The sequence below is a fragment of the Chitinophaga agrisoli genome, from assembly GCF_008386695.1.
Classification (GTDB): Bacteria; Bacteroidota; Bacteroidia; order Chitinophagales; family Chitinophagaceae; genus Chitinophaga; species Chitinophaga agrisoli.
The window spans coordinates 3208928-3231348 of the sequence record NZ_VUOC01000004.1 but is presented as its reverse complement, the minus strand read 5'-3'; the positions used below and the strand labels follow the sequence as shown (position 1 = coordinate 3231348).

17 protein-coding genes are annotated in these 22421 nt (G+C 51.3%); 12 read left to right on the top strand and 5 right to left on the bottom strand.

The window, feature by feature from the left end:
• Nucleotides 1–2: 2 nt before the first annotated feature.
• From F0L74_RS31825 to F0L74_RS31795, 7 genes are all read left to right on the top strand, one after another.
• Nucleotides 3–563 carry an RNA polymerase sigma factor gene (locus F0L74_RS31825; protein ID WP_149841909.1) on the top strand — a complete coding sequence of 187 codons (561 nt, stop codon included), beginning with the start codon at nucleotides 3–5 and terminating at the stop codon, nucleotides 561–563.
• Between the two features lie 75 nt (nucleotides 564–638).
• Entirely contained in the window at nucleotides 639–1742 is a 1104-nt protein-coding gene (locus F0L74_RS31820; RefSeq protein WP_149841908.1) for a FecR family protein, read from the top strand.
• A 108-nt stretch (nucleotides 1743–1850) separates the two neighbouring features.
• Nucleotides 1851–5219: a SusC/RagA family TonB-linked outer membrane protein gene (locus tag F0L74_RS31815; protein ID WP_213087114.1), complete on the top strand. Its 3369-nt coding sequence runs from the start codon at nucleotides 1851–1853 to the stop codon at nucleotides 5217–5219.
• A gap of 12 nt (nucleotides 5220–5231) precedes the next feature.
• A complete protein-coding gene (locus tag F0L74_RS31810) occupies nucleotides 5232–6629 on the top strand; it encodes a RagB/SusD family nutrient uptake outer membrane protein (protein ID WP_149841907.1) in 1398 nt (465 codons plus the stop codon).
• Between the two features lie 21 nt (nucleotides 6630–6650).
• Nucleotides 6651–7685 carry a cyanophycinase gene (locus F0L74_RS31805; RefSeq protein ID WP_149841906.1) on the top strand — a complete coding sequence of 345 codons (1035 nt, stop codon included), beginning with the start codon at nucleotides 6651–6653 and terminating at the stop codon, nucleotides 7683–7685.
• A 14-nt stretch (nucleotides 7686–7699) separates the two neighbouring features.
• Complete coding sequence (locus tag F0L74_RS31800) at nucleotides 7700–8722, top strand: isoaspartyl peptidase/L-asparaginase family protein (protein WP_149841905.1); 1023 nt, start codon at nucleotides 7700–7702, stop codon at nucleotides 8720–8722.
• Nucleotides 8723–8934: 212 nt separating this feature from the next.
• Entirely contained in the window at nucleotides 8935–10182 is a 1248-nt protein-coding gene (locus tag F0L74_RS31795; protein WP_149841904.1) for a PQQ-dependent sugar dehydrogenase, read from the top strand.
• An 81-nt stretch (nucleotides 10183–10263) separates the two neighbouring features.
• Here F0L74_RS31795 and F0L74_RS31790 read toward each other — a convergent pair whose 3' ends face one another.
• The 5 genes from F0L74_RS31790 to F0L74_RS31770 all read right to left on the bottom strand — a co-directional run bounded on the left by F0L74_RS31790 (nucleotide 10264) and on the right by F0L74_RS31770 (nucleotide 14637).
• The gene (locus tag F0L74_RS31790) at nucleotides 10264–12504 is read right to left on the bottom strand and encodes a nitric-oxide reductase large subunit (RefSeq protein WP_149841903.1); all 2241 of its coding nucleotides are present in this window, start codon (nucleotides 12502–12504) and stop codon (nucleotides 10264–10266) included.
• A 32-nt stretch (nucleotides 12505–12536) separates the two neighbouring features.
• Nucleotides 12537–12971: a hypothetical protein gene (locus tag F0L74_RS31785; protein WP_149841902.1), complete on the bottom strand. Its 435-nt coding sequence runs from the start codon at nucleotides 12969–12971 to the stop codon at nucleotides 12537–12539.
• A gap of 2 nt (nucleotides 12972–12973) precedes the next feature.
• Entirely contained in the window at nucleotides 12974–13369 is a 396-nt protein-coding gene (locus F0L74_RS31780) for a group III truncated hemoglobin (protein ID WP_149841901.1), read from the bottom strand.
• A 50-nt stretch (nucleotides 13370–13419) separates the two neighbouring features.
• Entirely contained in the window at nucleotides 13420–13851 is a 432-nt protein-coding gene (locus F0L74_RS31775) for an RrF2 family transcriptional regulator (protein ID WP_149841900.1), read from the bottom strand.
• 408 nt (nucleotides 13852–14259) lie between these two features.
• Nucleotides 14260–14637, bottom strand: coding sequence for a lipocalin family protein (locus F0L74_RS31770; protein ID WP_149841899.1), 378 nt, complete (start codon nucleotides 14635–14637; stop codon nucleotides 14260–14262).
• Between the two features lie 90 nt (nucleotides 14638–14727).
• Between F0L74_RS31770 and F0L74_RS31765 the strand changes: the two genes are divergently transcribed.
• From F0L74_RS31765 to F0L74_RS31745, 5 genes are all read left to right on the top strand, one after another.
• Nucleotides 14728–15471, top strand: coding sequence for a hypothetical protein (locus F0L74_RS31765; protein WP_149841898.1), 744 nt, complete (start codon nucleotides 14728–14730; stop codon nucleotides 15469–15471).
• A gap of 174 nt (nucleotides 15472–15645) precedes the next feature.
• On the top strand, nucleotides 15646–16215 hold the full coding sequence (locus F0L74_RS31760) for an RNA polymerase sigma factor (protein WP_149841897.1): 570 nt from the start codon (nucleotides 15646–15648) through the stop codon (nucleotides 16213–16215).
• Between the two features lie 66 nt (nucleotides 16216–16281).
• Nucleotides 16282–17250, top strand: a complete 969-nt coding sequence (locus F0L74_RS31755) for a FecR family protein (protein WP_149841896.1) — start codon at nucleotides 16282–16284, stop codon at nucleotides 17248–17250.
• Nucleotides 17251–17362: 112 nt separating this feature from the next.
• Nucleotides 17363–20893, top strand: coding sequence for a SusC/RagA family TonB-linked outer membrane protein (locus F0L74_RS31750; protein ID WP_246197898.1), 3531 nt, complete (start codon nucleotides 17363–17365; stop codon nucleotides 20891–20893).
• 11 nt (nucleotides 20894–20904) lie between these two features.
• Complete coding sequence (locus F0L74_RS31745; RefSeq protein WP_149841895.1) at nucleotides 20905–22419, top strand: SusD/RagB family nutrient-binding outer membrane lipoprotein; 1515 nt, start codon at nucleotides 20905–20907, stop codon at nucleotides 22417–22419.
• The last annotated feature ends 2 nt before the right edge of the window (nucleotides 22420–22421 follow it).

Below are 22421 nucleotides of genomic sequence, written 5' to 3'. Positions count from 1 at the left end.
GTATGTCTTACGCAGAAGAGAACGGTATTTACTGGGAGCAGCTCAGGAACGGCGACAAACAAGCTTTGTTTGCGCTGTACAACAATACCTATTTCCACCTTGTAAGGTTCGGGCTAAAGATCTGCGCCAACGACGAGCTGGTGAAGGACTGCATCACCCAGCTGTTCCTGCAGTTATGGGGCAAGCGGGATACCCTCAAACCGGTCACGAATGTACAGTCCTACCTGTTTACCGCCTTCAAACGGGACCTGATCGACCAGCTGGAATACCAGTCAAAGATCCATACCGCCGTGCACCGGATGACGGACAAGGAAGGGGAGAATGAGCTTTCCTATGAAGAGATCATCATCCGCGTACAGCAGGACGAAGAAATAAAACAACGCCTGCACCAGGCCATCAAACAACTTACTCCCCGCCAGGTAGAGCTCATACGCCTGCGGTTCTTTGAAGGCATGAGTTATGAACAGATCGCAGGCAGAACCTCCCAAAGCGTTAAAACAGCTTACAATACCGTCTACGACGCTATTAAGACCCTGCGTAAGCTCCTGAAACAGACCCCCTGAAAAATATTTTTCCCGTTTCCTTAGGAAATCCATTCCATTCCGCCGCCTGTTATATAAAGGGGGGGGACTTTTTCAATGAATTTCCACGATTACAAGGTAGAGGACTTTGTATGCGACGAGTCTTTTCAGCGTTATTGCCTCGATGGTAATGATACGGATACCGCATTCTGGGAAAACTGGATCGCTACGCACCCGGAGCGGCAGGCCCTGATTGCAGAAGCCCGGCAAATGATCGTTCTGTTATCCGCCGGGCAGGGCAACCGCCTGGAGCAGCTGCGTCAGTTGCAGGATGGCATTGCGCAGTATGACCTGCTCCGGCAGGCCCTGGAAAAAGGAGCCTTACCAATCCCGGAAGACACCGCCCCCATTACCCCCCGCCGCACCCGCTATGTACGCCGGTACGCTACCGCCCTGGCCATCTTTGTGCCGCTGGCAGTCTGGGCCTGGCTGTTCTTCCTGCGCGCGCCACAAAAACCGGCCGTTACCACGCCTGCCAATGCAGCCTTTTTCAGCGCCGGTAATGACCCCCGCAAAACAGTCGTACTGCCAGATGGCTCCGTGATCATCTTACGGGCCCATAGTACCATTGCGCTCAATGAAGGGTTTAACTTACAGAACCGACAGCTTACCCTTACGGGGGAAGCCTTTTTTGATGTGGCCCACGATGTGCAGCGCCCGTTCCTGGTGCATACCGCCCTGGCAGATATAAAAGTGCTGGGTACCGTATTTAACGTAAGCATTAATAAGGATCATAAACAGATGGAGACCGCCCTCTTCAAGGGCAGCGTGGAAGTAGTCTGGAAAGAGGACGCCAACCATAAGATCATATTAAGCCCTAACCAGAAGCTGGTGATCGGCAATAACATACAACAACCAATTACTGCAGCCGGCGCTTTTAAGGTAGCGCCCCTGGATGCAGACCCGGTAAATCATAAAGCCCGGGAAATAGCCTGGGTACGTAACCGCCTGGAAATAGAGAACGAGCCGCTGGTACAGATCGCGGCCAAGCTGGAGAAATGGTATGGCATCCCGGTACAGTTTGCAGATGAGGAAGTAAAAGGCTACCGGTACTCCGGCACCTTCGAAAGCGAGACCGTGGTCAAAGCCCTTGATGCCTTGCAGCTCTCGTATCCCTTTAACTTTAAGATGGAGAACGGCGTTATTATAATCAGTAAGTGATCAACCAAAGAATCAGTCAACCAAAATAAAATAGGGAAGTGCTGGCACACTTCCCCTGAGGCTAGAAAATGTCCTGAATGAATCATTAACTAAACCAACATCAAAGGTATGCTAAAAGTCGTATTCCTGGAATGGAAGGGGAAGCCCATTCCTGCAGGCAAACTGCTGTTAACTATGAAATTAACTGTCCTCTTTTTCCTGATCTGTCTGCAGGCAAGCGCGGTTGGTTTTGCGCAGGGCAATATTACCCTGCAGCTAAAGGAAACCAGCATTCAACGCGTGCTTAAGACCATTGAGCAGCAAACCAATTACCGGTTTGTATACCATAACGAGACCTTGCCGGACAGCAAGACCGTTACCGTGGTGGCAAAAGACGCTACGCTGGATGCCGTTTTAACACAGGCATTCCGGGGCACCAACCTGGCCTGGTCCGTAAAGGAAGACGGCCTGGTGGTGATCTTTGCCAGCGCGGCGGCCCCCGTAGCGCCTGATAAGGTCATCCGCGGCATTGTACGGGATGCGGATAACCTGCCCCTAACTGGCGTAACCGTACGCGCGGTAGGCACTTCCGCCGGTACGCTGACCGGTGTGGATGGCGCCTATACGCTGTCCGCCCCCAATACTGCCCAAACACTGCAATTTTCCCTCATTGGTTATACGAGTCAGCAGGCGCAGATAGGTAACGACCTGGTGATCAATATTACCATGGAGCTGGATGTGAAAACGCTCAGCGCCGTCACCGTCACTGGTTATACCAACTACGCCAGGGATAAATCTACCGCTGCCTCCGGTATTGTTGGGGCAGATAAGATCAACCAGGTGCCCATGGCTACTTTTGACCAGGTATTACAAGGCAGGGTGCCGGGCCTGGTGGTTACCTCCGGCTCCGGTCAGCCAGGTACGGCGGCTAATGTAACGCTCAGGGGCGTAGGTACTATTAACGGTAACGCCGCCGTGTTGTATGTGATGGATGGTATTCCCATTGAAGCGGGCGTATTCCAGGGCATTAACCCGGCAGATATTGCCTCCGTTACCGTGTTAAAGGATGCATCCGCCAAAGCCATGTACGGCTCCCGCGGCGCAAATGGCGTGATCGTGATCACCACTAAAAAAGGCAAATCCGGTAAAGTATCCGTAGAATACCAGTCCCAATACGGTATCTCCAATATTCCCAATCCTAAGTTCCAGATGATGAACTCCGCAGAGCACCTGCAGTTCGATGAAGAAATTGGGCTGGAAACCGGTTCAGAGATAGGCCCGGGATGGAAATACTCCAAAAAGAACCCGGACTACGCTACCAAAACCCCGGAAGAGCAGCGCGAAGCGGATCATATCCTCGATAGCCTGCGTAACAGCAATACGGACTGGAAAAAGATCTTCCTGCAAACTGGTACTTTCCAGGAGCACCAGGTAAGCGCCAGCGGTGGGAATGATAATATCCGTTTCTACAGCTCCCTTAACTATTACAACCAGGAAGGCATCGTAAAGCGCTCCGGCCTTAAGCGATACTCACTTAAGAATAATGTAGACTTCAACGCCGGCCGTTTATCCGGTAATGTGAATGTGGGCCTGGCTTACTCCACTTCTTCTTTCATTGAGCGCGAAGCATCCAGCAGCGGCGCCAATCCCTTAGCAGCTGTCTATTATGCATTGCCTTATGAGTATCCTTATGCGGCGGATGGTACGCTGGTAAGCAGTGGCAATGATGATATATACCCGGTAGAGGATCTGCGCGAAGGCAGCAACTCCCTGGAAGCGCTGCTGAATACCAGCAGCAAGGATAACCAGCTTAAAAGCATCTTAGGTACATCCCTTAATTATACCTTGTTGGAAGGCCTGGTAGCCAAAACAAGACTGGGCATAGACTTCCGCGAAACTACCACAGAGCGTTACATTAACCCGGATTCTTATTCCGGCTCCAAAGTATCCAACGGTGGCAGGGGAAGCTTTGGCGAAGGTGTTACCCGTAATACAAGGATCATTTCCACTTCCGGGCTTACCTATTCCAAAGTGATTGCCGCAAAACATGATTTTGAGGTATCCGGTTATTTCGAGTTCACAAAAAATGACTACCGGGCCTTTAACTATACGGGCTTTGGGATAGACGACCGGCTGCCGGAAACGCCTGCCGGTATTACGCCCGGTTCTTCCAGCAACTCGCTGATCCCTCAGTTGGGCGGCGCGCGTGTAAAAAGTGCGCTGGCATCCTATATCGCCCTGGGACGTTATACATTCGACGAAAAATATACCCTCAATGCCAGCTACCGTTATGATGGCGCTTCTACCGTACCGGTAAACAACCGCTGGCATGGTTTCTATTCACTGGGTATTGGCTGGGAAACCAAGAAGGAATCGTTCCTGAAGGATGTAGACCTGATAGACAACCTGCGCTTCCGCGTTAGTTACGGTACCACTGCCAGCCCATTCGCATCTGAATTTGCCTACCTGCCCATTTTTGCAGGTGGCGCACAGTACGGTGGCAATAGCGCCATTGTACCGCAACGGCCCGGTAACGCCAACTATGATTGGGAATATGCAAAGGAATTCAACGCCGGTTTTGACCTGGCAGTATGGAATAGCCGTATCCGGCTTATCACCGATGTGTATAATAAAATAACTAGCAACCTTTTCATTCAACAGCAGTTATCGCTGACTGCCGGCTTCGAGGAGAACTATCTGATGCTCAACACCGGTTCCATGCGTAACCGGGGCATAGAAATGGACCTCCAGGTAGATGTGCTGCGTAAGAAAGATCTTACCTGGACAATAGGCGGCAATTTTGCCTACAATAAGAACCTGATCACTGATCTGGGTGGAGCGGACGAATTTCTGACGGGTACCACACAGATCATCCGGGTAGGCCTACCCTATGGCTCTCACTACGCGCCCAAATGGGCCGGGGTAAATCCGCAAACTGGTAACGGCCAATACTACGACCGGGATGGCAAGATTACTACAGACTATAATGAAACAGATCTCAGTGTAGCGGAATTTGGTACATACATCCCTTCCCTGACCGGCGGTTTCAATACCTCCCTCAGCTGGAAAACATTCTACGTGAATGCGCTGTTCACTTTTGCAGATCATGCCATGCGTTACCTGAACGAGGACTACTTCAATGAAAATCCGGACTTCGCCAGCAGTAATCAGTCTATCCGTATGTTATACGACCGCTGGAAGAAACCTGGCGACAATGCCATACTGCCCCGCTTTGATGATGGCAGGCACTATTCCTCCAGGGATATACAGGATGCTTCCTTTATCCGCCTCAGGAATGTGAACGTAGGCTACCATCTGCCCAAAGGCATACTGGCCAGTTTAAAACATGTGCAGGATGTACAGGTATTCGTACAGGCGCAGAACCTCCACACCTGGACCAAATGGAAGAGTTTTGACCCGGAAGGCAATAATGGCGATGGCCGCTTTGACTATCCCGCTGCCAGAACCTACACCGTTGGTCTGAATGTAAAATTTTAAAAGCTCGCAATCATGATCATCCGATATATTAAATATACCATCCGTTATAGCGCTGTATTACTCTCATTGTGCGTGCTGTCCTGTAACAAACAGCTGGACCTTCAGCCCAGCGATACCATAGATGCATCCAAAGCCTACCGGACGGTAGCAGACCTCAATGGCGGTTTGCTGGGGGCATACGCCGGGCTGAGTGATAATACTATCTATGCCGTATCACTTACTTCTGATGAGATTACGCTGCCCAATGAGAATGGCACCGGTGGCGGTGTGGCCTCTTACCGCTGGCAGATAGATCCCAGCAGCACCACCATCACAGCTCCCTTTACAGAGCTCTATATTGTTATAAACCGGGCCAACCAGGCATTGGCTGCCGTGGATAAAGTGACCGCCAAACCGGACGAAGAGCCTTTACGCGCACAATATCACGGCGAGTTACTGGCCCTGCGCGCTTTCTGCCATTTTGAGCTGCTGCAGAACTTCGCGGAGGCCTATGAGCCCAATGCTTTGGGCGTACCTTTTATGGATAGCTCCGTTATCAGCAAACCCTCCCGCCAAACCTTTGGCGAAGTGATGGGACGGATCATGGCAGACCTGCAGACCGCTAAAGGCCTCATTCCCGCAGACTTTACAGATGATACCCGTATCACCCCGGCAGCGGTGGCAGCCATACAGGCGCGGGCAGCCTTGTATGCCAAAAGCTGGAACGATGCAGCCACCTTCGCAACAGAGGCAATACAAGCCATGCCGTTGGCTGCAAAAGCGGATTTTTCCGGTATCTGGACAGATACCAAAGAAACAGAGGTGTTATGGAAGCTCAAGAAAACAGCAGACGATGACTTCATGGGCAAACTGTATTACAATAACGAGATCGTACTATATGCGCCCGCCTTTGAGCTCATCAACCAGTTCGACAAAACAAATGATGTACGTTACGCCGCTTACATCCTATTTGATAATACCCGTGGCGCCGGCAAATCGCAATACCTGGTAAATAAATACATGGGTAGCGACGATGCCCTGGGCCTGGCGGATATCAAACTTTTCCGCACTGGCGAAATGTACCTCATCCGCGCAGAAGCACGGGCAGAGAACAACGATCTTACCGGCGCTGCCAAAGACCTGAACGATCTTCGCGCGGCCCGCATTACCGGTTACACGCCACAGGCGTTCGCCAGCAAGGATGCCCTTATCACCGCTATCTATACAGAGCGTTATAAGGAGCTGGCATTTGAAGGCCACCGCCTCTTCGACCTTCGCAGACGCGATATGCCCGTAACACGGGAGCCGGCAGATGCTACCAACGCCCTGGGCGCAGTGCTCCTCAAACCCGGCCAGAAAGGCTATGCATACCCTATCCCGGATGCGGAGACCAAGGCCAACAAAAACATGCAACAAAACCCAGCTTATTAACCCAGAGAAACTACGCATATAATGATAAAAGGAATCCATGCCGCAGGCATCTGCGCGCTTATACTATTGAGTTGGAAGAATGAGCCGCAACGGTTTTACCCATCCCGCCCGGCTTCCATTGGCATCATTGGCGACACGGCAGACGTGCAAACGACCACCCACGGCGGTGTAGCCCTTATAGGCGGTGGCGGCAATGTGGATGGCGCTTTCCGCTGGATGATAGGCCGGAGCGGTGGCGGCAATGTAGTAGTACTAACCGCCTCCGGTACCAGCGATTACAATGCAGACATCAATGCCCTGGGTAAAGTGAGCTCCGTAGAAACCCTCAACATCACCACCCGCGAGCTGGCAGATAATGATACCGTGGCGGACATCATCCGTAAAGCAGAAATGCTCTTTATCGCCGGTGGTGATCAGTCGCGCTATATGAACCAGTGGAAGGGTACCAAGACCAACGCAGCCATTAACTACCTGCTGCGCGAAAAGAAGGTGCCCGTAGGCGGTACCAGCGCCGGCTGCGCTATCCTCAGCGGTATGTATTACAGTGGCGAAGGGGGCAGCGCTACCTCTGATGTGGTGTTGGCCAACCCTTACGATTCACTGGTAACCGTCTATAACAATGATTTCCTGCAGGCGCCCTATCTGCAGCAGGTCATCAGTGACCAGCACTACCTGAAACGCAAACGGGAGGGGAGACACGTTACTTTCATGAGCCGCATCATAAAGGACTGGCATATCTATCCCAAGGGCATCGCCGTAGACGAGCGCACGGCCGTTTGTATTGATGACAAGGGCAACGCCAAAGTATTTGGCGTAAGCAAAGCCTACTTTATCAGCACAGACAAAAGCAAAGCCCCGGAGCGCTGTGAGCAGGGCCAACCCCTGGAATGGAATGATAACGGCCAGGCGCTAAAAGTATACGAAATACCCGCCAGTGCAGACGGTAACGGCCGCTTCCGTGTGGCAGACTTTGACCCCGCCCAGGCCAGCGGCGGCGCCTGGTACTGGTGGTATGTACAGAACGGGCAGCTGAACAAAAAGGAGATCACTCACTAAATCTGAAATGGTATATGAATAAGAAGTTAGGTTATAGTCTGTTTATAATTAGTCTGATATTATGCTGCCACTGGGCAGTGGCGCAAAAAACAGCCGCCTCCTATGTAATGGTTATCCATGGTGGCGCCGGCACTATCCTGAAAAAGAACATGACGCCGGAAAAAGAAAAGGCCTACCGCGCCGTATTAACCCAGGCCCTGGAAACCGGTTATAAAGTGCTGCAGTCCGGCGGTACCAGCCTGGACGCCATAGAGGCCACCATCCACATCCTGGAAGATGATTCTCTGTTCAATGCAGGCAAGGGAGCCGTATTCACCCACGAAGGCCGTAACGAGCTGGATGCCGCCATCATGAACGGCAAAACTATGCAGGCTGGCGCAGTGGCCGGCGTTACTACCATAAAGAACCCCATCAGCGCCGCCAGGGCCGTAATGGAAAAGTCAGAGCATGTGATGATGATAGGCCCGGGTGCAGAAAAGTTTGCCAAAGACGCTGGCCTGGAGATCGTAGATCCCAGCTATTTCCGTACGCAGTCCCGCTGGGACGAACTGCAAAAAGCCATACAGGAAGACGCCGCGGCTTACAACCCCTCACAGAAGCTGGGCAGCAAGAACCACGATTACAAATTTGGTACCGTAGGCTGCGTGGCCCTGGATAAAGCCGGTAACCTGGCGGCGGGTACTTCCACCGGCGGTATGACCAACAAAAAGTACGGTCGCGTGGGCGATTCTCCCATTATAGGCGCAGGCACTTATGCCAATAATAAAACAGCAGCTATCTCCTGCACTGGTTGGGGCGAGTTTTACATCCGCAATGTAGTGGCTTATGACTTGTCCGCATTAATGGAATACAAGGGTTTATCCGTGCAGGATGCCGGTAATACTGTGATAAAGAAAGTAGGTGATATGGGCGGCGATGGCGGCCTGATCGCATTGGATCATAATGGGCATATGACAATGTCCTTTAATACAGAAGGTATGTATCGCGGGGCGGTTACCAAAGATGGTAAGATAGAGATACATATCTACAAAGATTAAGCTTTTAACACACGGCTTATAGAATGGAACGGCTGCCACTTGTGTGTGGTGGCCGTTTTTGTGTTAAGAGTGGTTTAGATAAGCTTACAGAAATCCGAGACACTGTCTCGGATTTTCACTCTGGTCCATCACCTATCTTTTTCTATAGTAACTCCCCATTATGACATCCCCCACAATTCCACTATCTTATCCTCTCATCGAACGCACACGCCATGAAAGGAAACCTACAAGCCGTTATACTCGCGGCAGCGCTTGCTATGGCCGCCTGCCATCAGCCATCCGGCACAGATCACCAAACCACCGGTAATGATACGATCAGCACCAAAGACAGCAGTGGGCTCACATTCAAGCTCATCAAAGTGGCAGACAGCCTTCCCGGCCCTGTAGCCCTGGAAAATGCCCATGATGGCACCGGCAGGCTCTTTGTAGGCGGCCAGGGCGGCGCCATCTGGATCATTAAAAACGGCAAGCCCTCCAGGGAGCCATTCCTGGATATACGGCGTTCCTTAGTGCACATGGAAGATAAATACATGGATGTAGGCTTGCTGGGCTTCGCCTTTCATCCGGACTATAAACATAACGGCCGGTTCTTCGTTCACTACAGCGCGCCGCCGCGCATTAAAGGCTACGATAATAAATCTGTATTAGCAGAATACCACGTATCCACAGATAATCCAGACAAGGCCGTTCCTACCGGTAAAGTACTGCTGATCGTTGACCAGCCGGAAGAGAACCACAATGGCGGCAACATCGTCTTTGGCAAGGATGGTTATCTCTACATGGGCTTTGGCGATGGTGGCGGCCAGGGGGATAAACACGGTACCATTGGCAACGGCCAGGACCTAAACCAGCTTTTAGGTAAGATCATCCGCATAGACGTTAATCATGGCGCTCCTTATAAGATACCGCCGGATAATCCTTTCGTTGGTAAAAAGGCCCGGCCGGAGATATGGGCCTATGGCATGCGTATGCCCTGGCGCATCTCTTTTGATAGCAAAACCGGTGAGTTGTTTTGCGGGGATGTAGGACAGGATACCTACGAAGAAGTGGACATCATTGAAAAAGGGCTCAACTATGGCTGGCGGGCTATGGAAGGTTTCCATATTTATGATACGGTATTATACAATAGGGGAGGAGATTTCATTCGCCCCATTGCAGAATATAAACATACTACCGGTGTTAGCATCACCGGCGGCTTTGTATACCGTGGCAGCCAGTACCCCGCTATGGAAGGCAAATACATCTTTGCCGACTGGGCGTTTAAAGTCTTTTACCTGCAGCAGGAAGGTGATAAATGGGCCATGCACGATGCACATTTTGAAGATAAGAAGGATAATGTTTTCCCCTTCCGCATCAACAGCTTTGGCCAGGGAGAAGATGGAGAGATTTATATGGTAACGCAGAATGATGTAGGCGCCCTGAACCATTCCGGTGTGATCTATAAAATAACGGCGCTATAAGAAGCGCTACTAAAATAGGCCGCCTCAAAAGAGACGGCCTATTTACACACGGGCCTCACAATTCCAGCAACCTGTTGATGGTTACCTTCTCCCCTTCAACGACCATCCCGTCTTCAACCCCACTACAAACACCACCAGCAACGTCTCTCCCAGCGCCAATATAATATCCCCCGGCACCCGCAGCCACCGCAACACCTTCACAACATCCTGCTGCATAAATTCCGCAGACCGCGCATACCAGTATCCATGCTGTATAGATGCCCCTGCCTGCATGATCCCGATAGGCAGCATGCTCACCGTTGCCATTACCAACAATCCTATATTAATACTCCAGAAAGCCGCTCCCAGTAGTTTGTCATTCCAGTGTTGATGTGGGTACAATCCCCGCAGTACAAACAGCATCAGTCCTATACCTAATATCCCGTACACGCCAAACAATGCCGCATGGCCATGTACAGCTGTGGTGTTCAATCCCTGTATATAATACAGCGCAATAGGCGGGTTGATGGCAAACCCAAATATGCCCGCGCCTAAAAAGTTCCAGAAACACATAGCAATAAAACAATAAATAGGCCATTTATACGCTTTTATCCAGGTGGTAGACTTGCTCAGCAGGTAGTTCTGGTAGGCTTCATAACCTATCAGCACCAGCGGCACTACTTCCATGGCGCTAAACGTAGCCCCCAGGGCCAGTACTGCTATGGGGGTGGCGCTAAAGTAGATATGATGGAAGGTGCCCAGTATACCGCCGGCAAGGAATACAATAGTAGAGAACAGCACCGCTGTTGTGGCGGATTTTATCTCCAGCAACCCCAGTCTGCAGAACAGGAACGCGGCTACCACGGTGGCAAACACCTCAAAAAAGCCTTCAACCCACAGGTGCACTACCCACCAGCGCCAGTACTCGGCTACTGCCAGGTGCGTTTGGCGGCCATACATCAGCCCTGCGGCATAGAATACGGCAATAGCAATGGAGGCGATCACAAACAGGGTAAGTAAATGCCGGCTTTCATCTTTTTTACGTAATGCGGGTAACAGGGCGCGCAACATCAATACCAGCCAGATGATAAGACCGCCCAGCAGTAGTATCTGCCATATCCGGCCCAGCTCCAGGTACTCATAACCCTGGTGTCCCCACAGGAAATTATCCACCAATCCCAGTTTCTGCATTACGCCCAGCCACTGCCCGGTCAGAGAGCCCAGTACCACTATCAGCAGTGCGGTGAACAGGATGTTCACGCCCAGCCGCTGAAAGCGTGGTTCATGACCGGATACGGCCGGCGCTATATAAAGGCCGGTGGCCAGCCAGGAGGTAGCTATCCAGAAAATCGCCAGCTGCACATGCCAGCTGCGGGATACGGATTGTGGCAGGTATCTATCCAGCGGAAACCCATAGAACGCGCTGCCTTCCACGCCGTAATGCGCGGTGATCACGCCGGCCAGCATCTGCACCAGTATCAGCAGGCTCACGATCCAGAAGTATTTCAACGTGGCTTTCATAGAGGCGGTAGGCTGCATATTACGCAGCGGATCCTCCAGCGGTAGCACCGCTGGCGCCTCTTCTTTCTGGCGGATATGATACAGCACCAGCAAAGCTATACAGGCAAGTAGCAACAACACGCTAAAACCGCTCCACAGGTGCAGGCTGGCGGCAGGCACATTTCCGGTCAGTTCATCCCCCGGCCAGTTGTTGGTATAGCTTACTTTACTGTCCGGCCGTTCTGCCACGCACACCCAGGATGCCCAGGCAAAAAAAGCAGCCATCTTTTGCATACGGGCCGTGTCTTTAATGGTGCCTGCGGGTATGGCGTATTGGTTACGCAGGGCGGCAAAACCGGGATCGTTCATAAACAGCTTTCCATAATACGCCGCCAGCGCGTGAAAGGCGACCGTGCGTGCTGTAGAATACACGAGCGTACGCCTGTCTGCGTTATAGGTGTTCGTACGCAGGTCCTGCTGCAGCCTTACTTTATACGCTGCCTGCTCAGCGGCAGATAGCTGCGTGTATACCTTGCCGTCTTTTTGTGCCAGGGCGGCCAGTACCAGCAAAGCTTCCCGGTGCAGATAGTCTGCCGTCCAGTCAGGGGCTATATAGGCGCCGTGTCCCCAGATACTGCCCACGGTTTGTCCGCCTATGGATTGCCAGACATTTTGGCCATCCTTTATTTCCTGGCCGGTAAAAAGAAGCTCGCCGTTTTCGCTTTCTACCCGGTCCGGGATAGGAGGGGCCTGCCGGTAAATATCTGTACCAAACAGGATCAGTACGGCAAAAGAGATCACCATTACGAGGGTCAGCCCTCGCCATAATTTTTTCGTTGACATAATGTTGTGATTTATAATGGATAGTGTGGTCGTCAGCTCCGCTTAAAAAGCGACAGCCCGTAGGCGATCAGTAACAGGGTTTTAATGAATTCCGCGCCTATGAAGTAGAAATGTAAATAAGAATTAGTTACAGGTTGGTGGTGGATCTGTAGCTCTGCCCGGGCGTCCAGCGCTGGCAACAGCCAGCAGGTCTGTAGTAGCAGTACGGTCAGTATTACCAGCAAGTAAAGGTGTGGTAGCCGTAGCAGTGGTCCGCCGTATAGGATGGCGCTGAGCGTTACGATCACGGCAAATACCCACTCCACTTTATTCAGCGCGCCAAATACCAGCCGTCCTATGCCCAGCCCTATGGGCAATGTTATTCCTGGTGCGCGGAACTTCAGCCAGGCTTCCAGGAAACTGATGCCGCATACAAAGCCGGTCCACGTAAAAGTGCATACCAGGGCGGCCGGTTGTGATACCTGCATATTCATAGTAATGGTCTTCCCGGGTTAGCGCGGTAATAATCCAGTTTGGAAATAAACATGGCGGCCATCTTATCCCCGCGCCATTTTGCTTCTGTGGCCTTCTCGCCGCTAAAATGCCGGTCCACGGAGGCGTGCCACAGTTTTAGCCAGGTGTCAAAATGATCCTGGTGTATGGGCAGGTTCACATGTTTCATAAAAGGATTGCCCTGGTAGTCCTGTTCATGGAACAGCACCGTTTGCCAGAAGCTGTACATCCGCTCCAGGTGCGCCGGCCAGTGATCGCCTATTGCCCCGTTAAAAATGGGCCCCAGTAAAGTATTCTCCCGCACCTGCCCGTAAAACGTATCTACCAGCAGCCGTATATCAGCTTTGTTGCTGATGTCTGTTGTTGTGCTCATATCTATAAAAATATATTAAGACCTTTTTGTCCTTTATTTAGATAAAATTTTTAACGTTTCAGAAATGCCAGATGCTGCTCCAGCTGCTCATTGAACTTGCCCAGCTTAGCCTTCTCCAGCATAGTAAAGATGTCTTTCCGGATCTTTTTAAATTCATGATGGATAGGGCAGGGGTGCGTTTCAGAGCAATGTTTTAGCCCCAGCCCGCAACCGGCAAAGATCTTATCACCATCTACGGCCTTCACCACATCCGCCAGGCTGCACTTGGCAGTGGCGGCGTCCAGGTAAAAACCGCCATTAGGTCCTTTAACAGATTGTATCAATCCCTGCTTTCCCAGGTCCTGCAGGATCTTGGCAATAAAGTGCTCCGGGGAATCTATTCCCTTCGCTATCTCTTTAATACCTACCTTCTCGCCGTCCTTCGACCGCTGCGCCACAAACATCACCGCCCTTACGGCATATTCACAAGTCTTGGAAAACATGAACACCTCCTTTTACCGCACAAAAATAATTAAATATTGGAATAAAAGACAAAAAACTCTTTTAATTACTTTCAGATCTTTCCAATCAGCCAACCCACTCCCGTCACAAGGCTTTCCACCTCACATGGATAGCATTCAAAAGGGTCCTTAGCTGGCGCAGCTCCCTCAGCCCATTTCCAATCAGCCAACCCACTCCCGCCCTAAAGCATCCTACCTTGCGCGGCAGGATTCAAAACGGCCCTTGGCTGGCGCGGTTCCTGCAGCCTACTTGCCAAACGAGCTCCCCGCGGCAGGCGCAGGCCGTTTTTGAACCTGCCGCGCATTAGGTATTATTTAACGGATAACGGATAAAAAAAAGTCCGGAGATGCCCCCAGACCTTTTCTACTTAATGGTAGCATCCGATATCACTAATCTCCAATATTCTTAAATACAAAACCACCAGCCATCCCTTCCATCACAAAACCCACTACCAGCCGCGTAGCAGATATTTCCTTTATAGTATAAACACTCCCTGAGCTAAGCGTCAGCTTGTTGGTGGCCTCGTCATATTGCCATGTGCCTTTCTCAACATGATCGCCATCCTTATCTTCATAAGTAAGATCAGTTTTATACCTTGTATAGCCAACATACGGCAGCGCCTTCTGTTTTTTATTGCCCGCTATTATTTCCTCGGCGTGCCATTTATGACACAACAACGTTATTACTTCCTCTTTCCCGGGAATGGTAGTCTGCGCTGATATCTGCACAAACGGAATAAAAAACAGCAGAAAGAATAAATATTTCATAGCTATAGATTTGTCCCACAAAATACCATATAACCCTATCCATCCAACGCCCCCATACTTCTATCCAACCCTTTTGCTAACTTCGTTCCTATGAAAATATTTCCCCTATTATACAGCATCCTGTTAACATCCGCCTGCCACACACCCCCCGGCAACAGCCAGCAGCAGGCGGATGATAAAACCCCCGCGCCGGACAGCAGCATAACCATTCCCTTTACAGACTCCGATAGCATCACCTTCTCCAAAGAAAACATGCAGGAAGTAATAGCCTTTTACCCTGAACTATACGAAGAAATGCCGGACCCGCCGGATATCACCTGGGCCCGCAGCCTGCACGGCGCAGAAACGCCGGAGAGCGGCGCCAGTATCCTCTTCGCCAGCCTCGCCGGACAGGATGATTATTACATCCTCTACGGCTGGTTCCTGCAAAAACATAATACCGGTCAAGAGCTTAAAGGCAAAAGGGATACGCTTATAGGTATTTTCCGTAACATCAATTTTGTATTTGACTACCTCAATAATGGGGGTACCTACTTTGGCCATCAGTTTAAAAGGATCGTCGGCTACGCGGAATACGGCGTATACGAATACCGGACCCGTAATGTTTGGTTCAAAGAGCCGTATGATGTGGGGCCGCAGAAACAGTGTTACCTCGCTGCATTACGCCAGCGTATAGCAGATGATATTAATGCCGGGCGGGATGACTACTCGCCGGAACGGCTGGAAGAGCGGCGCCAACAGATCAGCGTATTTGTGGCCGCCCTGGATAGCCTCATCACAGATCATTTTTACCTCCGCCAGGCACAGGCATTTCAATATTCGCATTATTACTAATGCATGAATGTTGGCTTAAACTTAATGATCGCTTAACATAAAGTTCATATACCGCCCGTACTTTAACGGCTTGGTGGCCGTAGTGTTTCATAATATAATAAAACCGGCCCTTTCCTTTTGTTGCATAAAGCGGTTAACTTGCAACGCTTTTTTAAACTCTGTTTATCGATCAAAATGAGCATCAGCGAACTCACTGACACCGGGCTACTACAACGCATACAGCAGGATGATGTACAGGCATTCGAAGCGCTGTATCTCCGTTTATGGGAGTCCCTGTTCGTGTTCGCCATGAAACGCCTGGGTACAGAATCAGATGCGGAAGATGTGGTGCAGGAAGTATTCGCCAGCCTCTGGGCGCGCCGCCACTCCCTCCAGGTAAGGGACAGTTTTGAAGGATACCTTTTCTCCGCCGTTAAATACAAGGTCATTAACCGCATTGCCGCCATGATGCAGCACCCGGAAAAACTGGATTACGTCCGGGAATCGCTGTTGCCTGCTGTCAACAATGCGTCAGAGGGCCTGCTCTCCAAAGAGCTGCAGCATATCCTCAGCCAGGGGGTTCAGTCCCTGCCCGCCAAAATGCGCGAGATCTACTTATTATATATAGAACAGCACCGCTCCATAACAGATATCTCCCACCTGCTTTCCCTCTCAGAACAAACCGTGCGCAACCAGCTGGGCCTTGCCCGCGGCCGGTTAAAGAAATCGCTCCAGCACGCTATGCTGCTCAGTTTCTTTTGTTAATATATCCTTAACATTCGGATCTGGTTAAAAAGCGATTTTACCGGACATATAGGTAAAGACGCATTGATGGATCTAAACGGATTTGAAAAAGTGGTGCAACGGTACCTCAACGGTCAGGCTACAGATGACGACCTGTTGCTGATAGAGGAATGGTTGCGCCGCACAGAAGGTAATGACTACCAACTTACAGAGGAGCGGAAAAAGATGGTGGCCGCCAGGCTGCTGCCAAGGCTCCATGCCATTACCCATCCGCAGGAAGTCCCGCAGACTAAGGGACTACTCCGCCACCTTTCTAAACGGGTGGTACGTATTGCTGCCGCTTCCATCATCCTCACCCTTACCGGTAGCCTGGGATGGCTCTTCCGCTATCAGCTGGCAGATACTATCTCGCCCGTGGCCCTTAAGACCATTAAGGCCGGCCCCTATGAGATCAAAAAGATAGCGCTGCCGGATCACACACTGGTAACCCTTAATACCGGCGCCTCCATCAGCTTCCCGGTACGTTACCGTGGTCACAACCGCACGGCTACCGTCAGCGGCGAAGCCTATTTTGAAGTAACAAAAGATCAGGATAAACCTTTTATCGTACATACCTCCTCGCTGGATGTAACGGTGCTGGGCACCTCCTTTGTAATAGGAGAGCAGCGGGCCTTTGCTACCGTCAGCGTAATTACCGGCAGGGTAAGGGTAGCGGCGGATGAGCAGCAGCTGGCAGAATTACAGCCCGGTCTGCAGGTACGCTATGACAAACAATCCGGCAAGGCAAACCTGCTGCGTATAGATGTACAGCAGGTAACCGCCTGGACGCAGCACAGCCTGTCCTTTCAGGAAGCGCCGCTGGAACAGGTCTTAACAACAATAGCAAAACAATGGAATGTGAGGATGATACTGCCGCCTGTACCTTCAGGAAAGGAGTTCTCCGGAGATTTTACCAGTAACGATAGTTTGGATGATATGATGTCCGCCCTGGCTTTGGCCACAGGGATAAAGTGGAAACAGACGACCGCAGGAGTTATCAGTATAGCATATCCGTAAGCAGGTAGCCTCACCCGTGCTACCCGCCCAGGAACAATTTTTTTCATTGGCAACAATGGAACAGGAAGCTTATTGTCAGAAAATAAAGAATAAACAACCAGCTAATAAAAATATGTACCCGAAGAAAACAAACTTTACACAATGGGCCCATCGTATGCGGCGCAGGACCTGCATACTCATTGCGGGCTTGCTCATATGCCTGCAGCCGGATTGGGCGTTCAGCCAGGCAGAAAGCTTTGCAGAGAAAAAGATCTCCGTAGCATTTTCTAACGAAGACCTTACCGGCGCTATCCATAAAATAGAGAAGAAGATCAATGCGCGTTTTATGTACGATGCATTGGAGCTTAGGAAATCAGACAAACGAGTGTCTGGCGCCTATAAAGACGAGACCGTTGCGGTGGTGCTCTCAAAAGTATTGTCCGGTACCGGCTTCGGCTACCAGCAGCTGAAGGAAAAGAACATCATCTACAAATTGTCCGCCGAAGAAAATGCTACGTCCCGCGTTGCAATATCCGCAGACCCTGCAGACGAAGTGGCCATCAACGGCAAAGTAACAGATGAGAAAGGCGAAATACTGGTAGGTGTTAACATCCGTACCAAAAATGGTAATAAAGGCGCTATCAGCGATGTTGATGGCCGTTACACGCTAACCGTGCCAAAAGGCACGGTACTCGTTTTCTCCTTCCTGGGCTACAGCCCCCGCGAAGTGGCGGTAGAAAAGGCCCAGAACATGGACATCCGCATGATGCCGGACTCCCGCACCCTGAACGAGGTGGTGATCAACACCGCCCTGGGTATCAAACGCGAAGAGAAAGCCCTGGGTTATTCCGCTACCGTAATAACAAATGAACAGCTGACCAATGCCGTTTCCGCCAACTGGACAGACGCGCTTTCCGGTAAAGTGGCCGGCCTTAACCTGGTAAGGTCCAACGGTGGCCCTACCGGCTCTAATAAGATCATCCTCCGCGGAGAAAATAACCTTACCGGCGATAACGAAGCGCTGATCGTAGTGGATGGGGTAGTGGTTAACCAGGGCAGCGGCCGCCGCACAGCGGTTACCGGCGAGCTTACCTATGGTACCGGCAGTGATAACATGCCGGCGGATTATGGCAGTGGCATCAACGATATTAACCCGGAAGATATTGAATCCGTTACCGTGTTAAAAGGCCCCGGTGCGGCTGCATTGTACGGCCAGCGTGGTGCAAACGGCGCTATCATCATCACCACCAAGACCGGCGCCAGCAAAAAGAAAGGCCTGGGGGTTACCTTTAATTCCAATGCCAATATAGAAGAGGTGAACCGCTGGCCTGCCCTGCAATATGAATACGGCCAGGGCTTAGGCGGCGCGGATTACTACTCCTATGGCGCTTCTGCGGATGGTCCCAGCACTTCCAGCACCAGCTCTGCCTACGGGCCTAAGTTCAATGGGCAGTCATTTTATCAGTATGATCCCGTAACGCAAACACAGGGTAAGGAAAGAACCCCCTGGGTGCCTTATAAGAATGATAGCCGGAATTATTTCACCTCCGGACAAACATTCACCAACAGCATCAGCGTATCTGGTGGTACGGACAAGACTACGGCTCGTTTCTCCGTCACCAACGTGGATAACAAATGGATCATCCCAAATACCGGTTACAAACGTAATACGGTATCCATGTCCGTAAGCACCAAGGCTACAGATAAACTGCAGATCTCTTCCAAGATAGATTACACCAACAAATGGAGCGATAATTTACCCGGCGCCGGCTACGGCAACCAGTCCATCATGTATTGGTACATTTTCTGGCAGCCCAATGCTGCTGTAGATTGGTTAAAGGACTATTGGGTGCATGGGCAGGAAGGCCTGAAGATCAAGTTCCCGTACAGCTCTTTCCCGGAAAACCCATATGCCGTTTCCAATGAGTTCATCAACCGTACTAACCGTAACGGTGTTACTGGTAATGTGCAGGCTGTCTATTCCTTTACCAGTGAATTAAGCCTGATGGTACGTACTTCTGTGGATCTGTCTTATGAGCAACGCGGGCAATCCCGTCCTTATGATGCAGGCTCCAAAATGCCAAAAGGCAGCTACCGTACGCAGAACATCTTCTCCATGGAGGCTAGCAGCGATTTTCTGCTCAAATACGCCAGGAAGATCACCCACGCTATCGATTTCTCCCTATCTGCCGGTGGTAGCATCCTGCGTAATACATACAACAGGGATGAGACCCGTGCAGACTCCCTTACGTACCCAGGCGTATATACATTCGCCAATGCGGCGGGCCCGCTGGTGACTATGCCCTGGAGAAGCAAATACGCGATCAACAGTTTTTATGGATTGATGGCAGCCAGCTACAGGGACTTCCTGTTCGTGGACCTTACCGCCCGCCAGGACTGGAACAGCGTACTGGCTACACCCGTGCGCACGACCAACGCAGGCTTCTTTTATCCCTCTGCCAATATGAGCTTCATTGCCTCAGAAGTAATGGAGCTGCCCAAAGCTATCAGCTTTGCAAAATTCAGGTTCTCCGTGTCAGGTGTAGGTAGCGGACAAACGGTGCCATACCGTACAGCCTTTAACTACACTTCAGCGGGCAGCCTCTATAACGGCGGTCTGGAGAATCCGGCCATCCTCGCTAACCCGGATCTGCGGCCCCTGCGTACCATTACCTACGAAGCTGGTACCAATGTGCGCTTCTTTAACAACCGTATAGGAATAGACCTGGCGGTGTATAACGGCAACACAAAAGACCAGATCCTGGAACGTATCGTAGACCGCGCCTCCGGTTATACCCGTACCCTCATTAATGCGGGTAAGGTAACTAACAGCGGCCTGGAGCTGGCGCTGAACGCTACGCCAGTCACCACAAAAACCGGCTTTACCTGGAATACCAATATCGTATTCTCCACCAACCGTAACCGTATCAAGCAGCTGGCAGATAGTTCTGTAGTGCTGCAAACCGGCCCTGTGGGCGGTGTGCAGATCGTGGCTAAAGAAGGCGGCAGCATGGGCGACCTGTACGGCCGTGGTTATGTACGCTCCCCGGATGGGCAGATCGTATATGATTCCAGGACCGGCTTCGCCCTCATTTCTGAAGATGTGAAGTACCTGGGCAATACCGTGCCCAAATGGAAACTGGGCTTCACCAATGATTTCACCTACAAACAGTTTCATCTCAACCTCTTGTTCGATGCGCAATACGGCGCCGTAGCCCACTCCCTCACGCATTACAAACTGGCGGAGCAGGGCAAAACGCCCAATACCCTCCCCGGCAGGTTCAATGGTATCATCGGTAACGGCGTAGTACAGGATGGTGACGGCAAATACCGCAAGAACGATGTGATCGCCACGGATATAGATGAGTACTACCGCTCGCATTATGGGGTAGATAATGCAGAGGGCAGCACCTTCAGCACTGACTTTGTAAAGTTCCGGGAGGCCCGCCTGGATTATACCCTTAGCCCGCAGCTCACCCGCCGTTGGGGCTTGCAGCGGGTAACGCTGGGCGTATATGGCCGTAACCTGTTCATCTGGTCCCCCTGGCCCATCTTCGATCCGGAATTTGGTACCCTCAATGGCACTGATATCGTGCAGGGCTATGAAGTGGGACAGTTCCCATCTACCCGCTCTTTTGGCGTAAATCTGATTATAGGACTTTAATCCGTTGAATAATGAAGCAGATAATAGTTAAGATCACAGGTGCGGTGCTGCTGGCAGGTATGCTGCTCTCGTCCTGTACAAAGAACTTTGAGGATATTAATACAGATCCTAATAACACGCCCAACGCCGCGCCCAAACAGCTCCTGGCGCCTGCGTTGGTAGGTGCGCTCACTTATGGCATGTTGCGCAACCGTAACTTCAATAATGAGCTTATGCAGGTAACCGTTAATACAAGTGATGCAGAGGGCCAGGTGTTCCGTTATGACTACCGCGCCAACTGGGCAGATTACCTGTACAATGGCTGGTATTCTGAGCTCACCAACTTTAAGGATATCTATAAGATCGCCAGCGGAGAGCTGGCCTATAACAAATCCTACATGGGTATTGCGCTCATCTGCCAGTCCTGGATCTATTCCATGCTCACAGATACCTATGGGGATATTCCTTACTTCCATTCAAACGAGGCTAAGGATAGCAGTAACTACGAGCCGGCTTTCGATAAGCAGAAAGATATCTATGCGGATATCTTCAGGAAGCTGGATACCGCCAACACGTTGCTTACTACCGGCACCGCTATCGACTCTGCCAGCGATCCCGTATACCGCGGCAGCGTAGCCAAATGGCGTAAGTTTGGTAACTCCCTCTACTTACGCCTGTTGTTGCGCGTTTCCGGTAAAGCGGAGGTGGCCCAGAGCAGTATAGCCAAAATAAAGGATATCGTAGAGGTGAACGCTGCCAAATATCCCATTATCGCCAATAACGACGAATCGGCTATCCTTCACTGGACAGGCGCCGGCCCCTATGTATCCCCCTATCTCAGCGTAAGGGAACAGGACTTCCGCGCGCCCGGCATCGCCAGCTTCTTTATCGATCACCTGGTGTCCTGGAACGATCCCCGTATCGACATTCCCACTTATGGTTCCTCAGGCGTTAACAGGTGGGCCATCAGCCCGGCTGCAGGTATCTATGCAGGCATTCCCAGTGGTTATGCGCCCGGTAGCGGCGTGGTAAAGAAAAGCTACTTCCTGTCCACTACCTCCGCGGCTACTTTAATGACAGACCCGCTCACCGGTATGATGATGAACTACGCAGAAGTACAGTTCATACTGGCAGAAGCGGCCGCCAAAGGCTGGATCAGCGGTTCCGCGGAAACCTATTATAACAATGGGGTGCAGAACAGCATCACCCTCTGGTTGCCCCAGTGGAAACTGGCCATTGCAGACTACCTCTCCGCGGCAGATATTCAGTGGAACGAGGCTGGTACCGTAGAAGACAAAATGGAGCAGATCCATCTCCAGAAATACTACGCCCTCTTCCTCGAAGACCTGGAGCAATGGTTTGAATACCGCCGCACCGGCCATCCGGTACTGCCCAAAGGGCCGGGCTTAAGGAATAACGGTATCATGCCGGCCAGGATGACCTACCCGGTATACGTACAATCTACTAATCCTACCAATTATAAAATCGCCGTTGCCGCCCAGGGTCCGGATGTGATCTCTACCCAGGTATGGTGGCAAAAACCCTGATC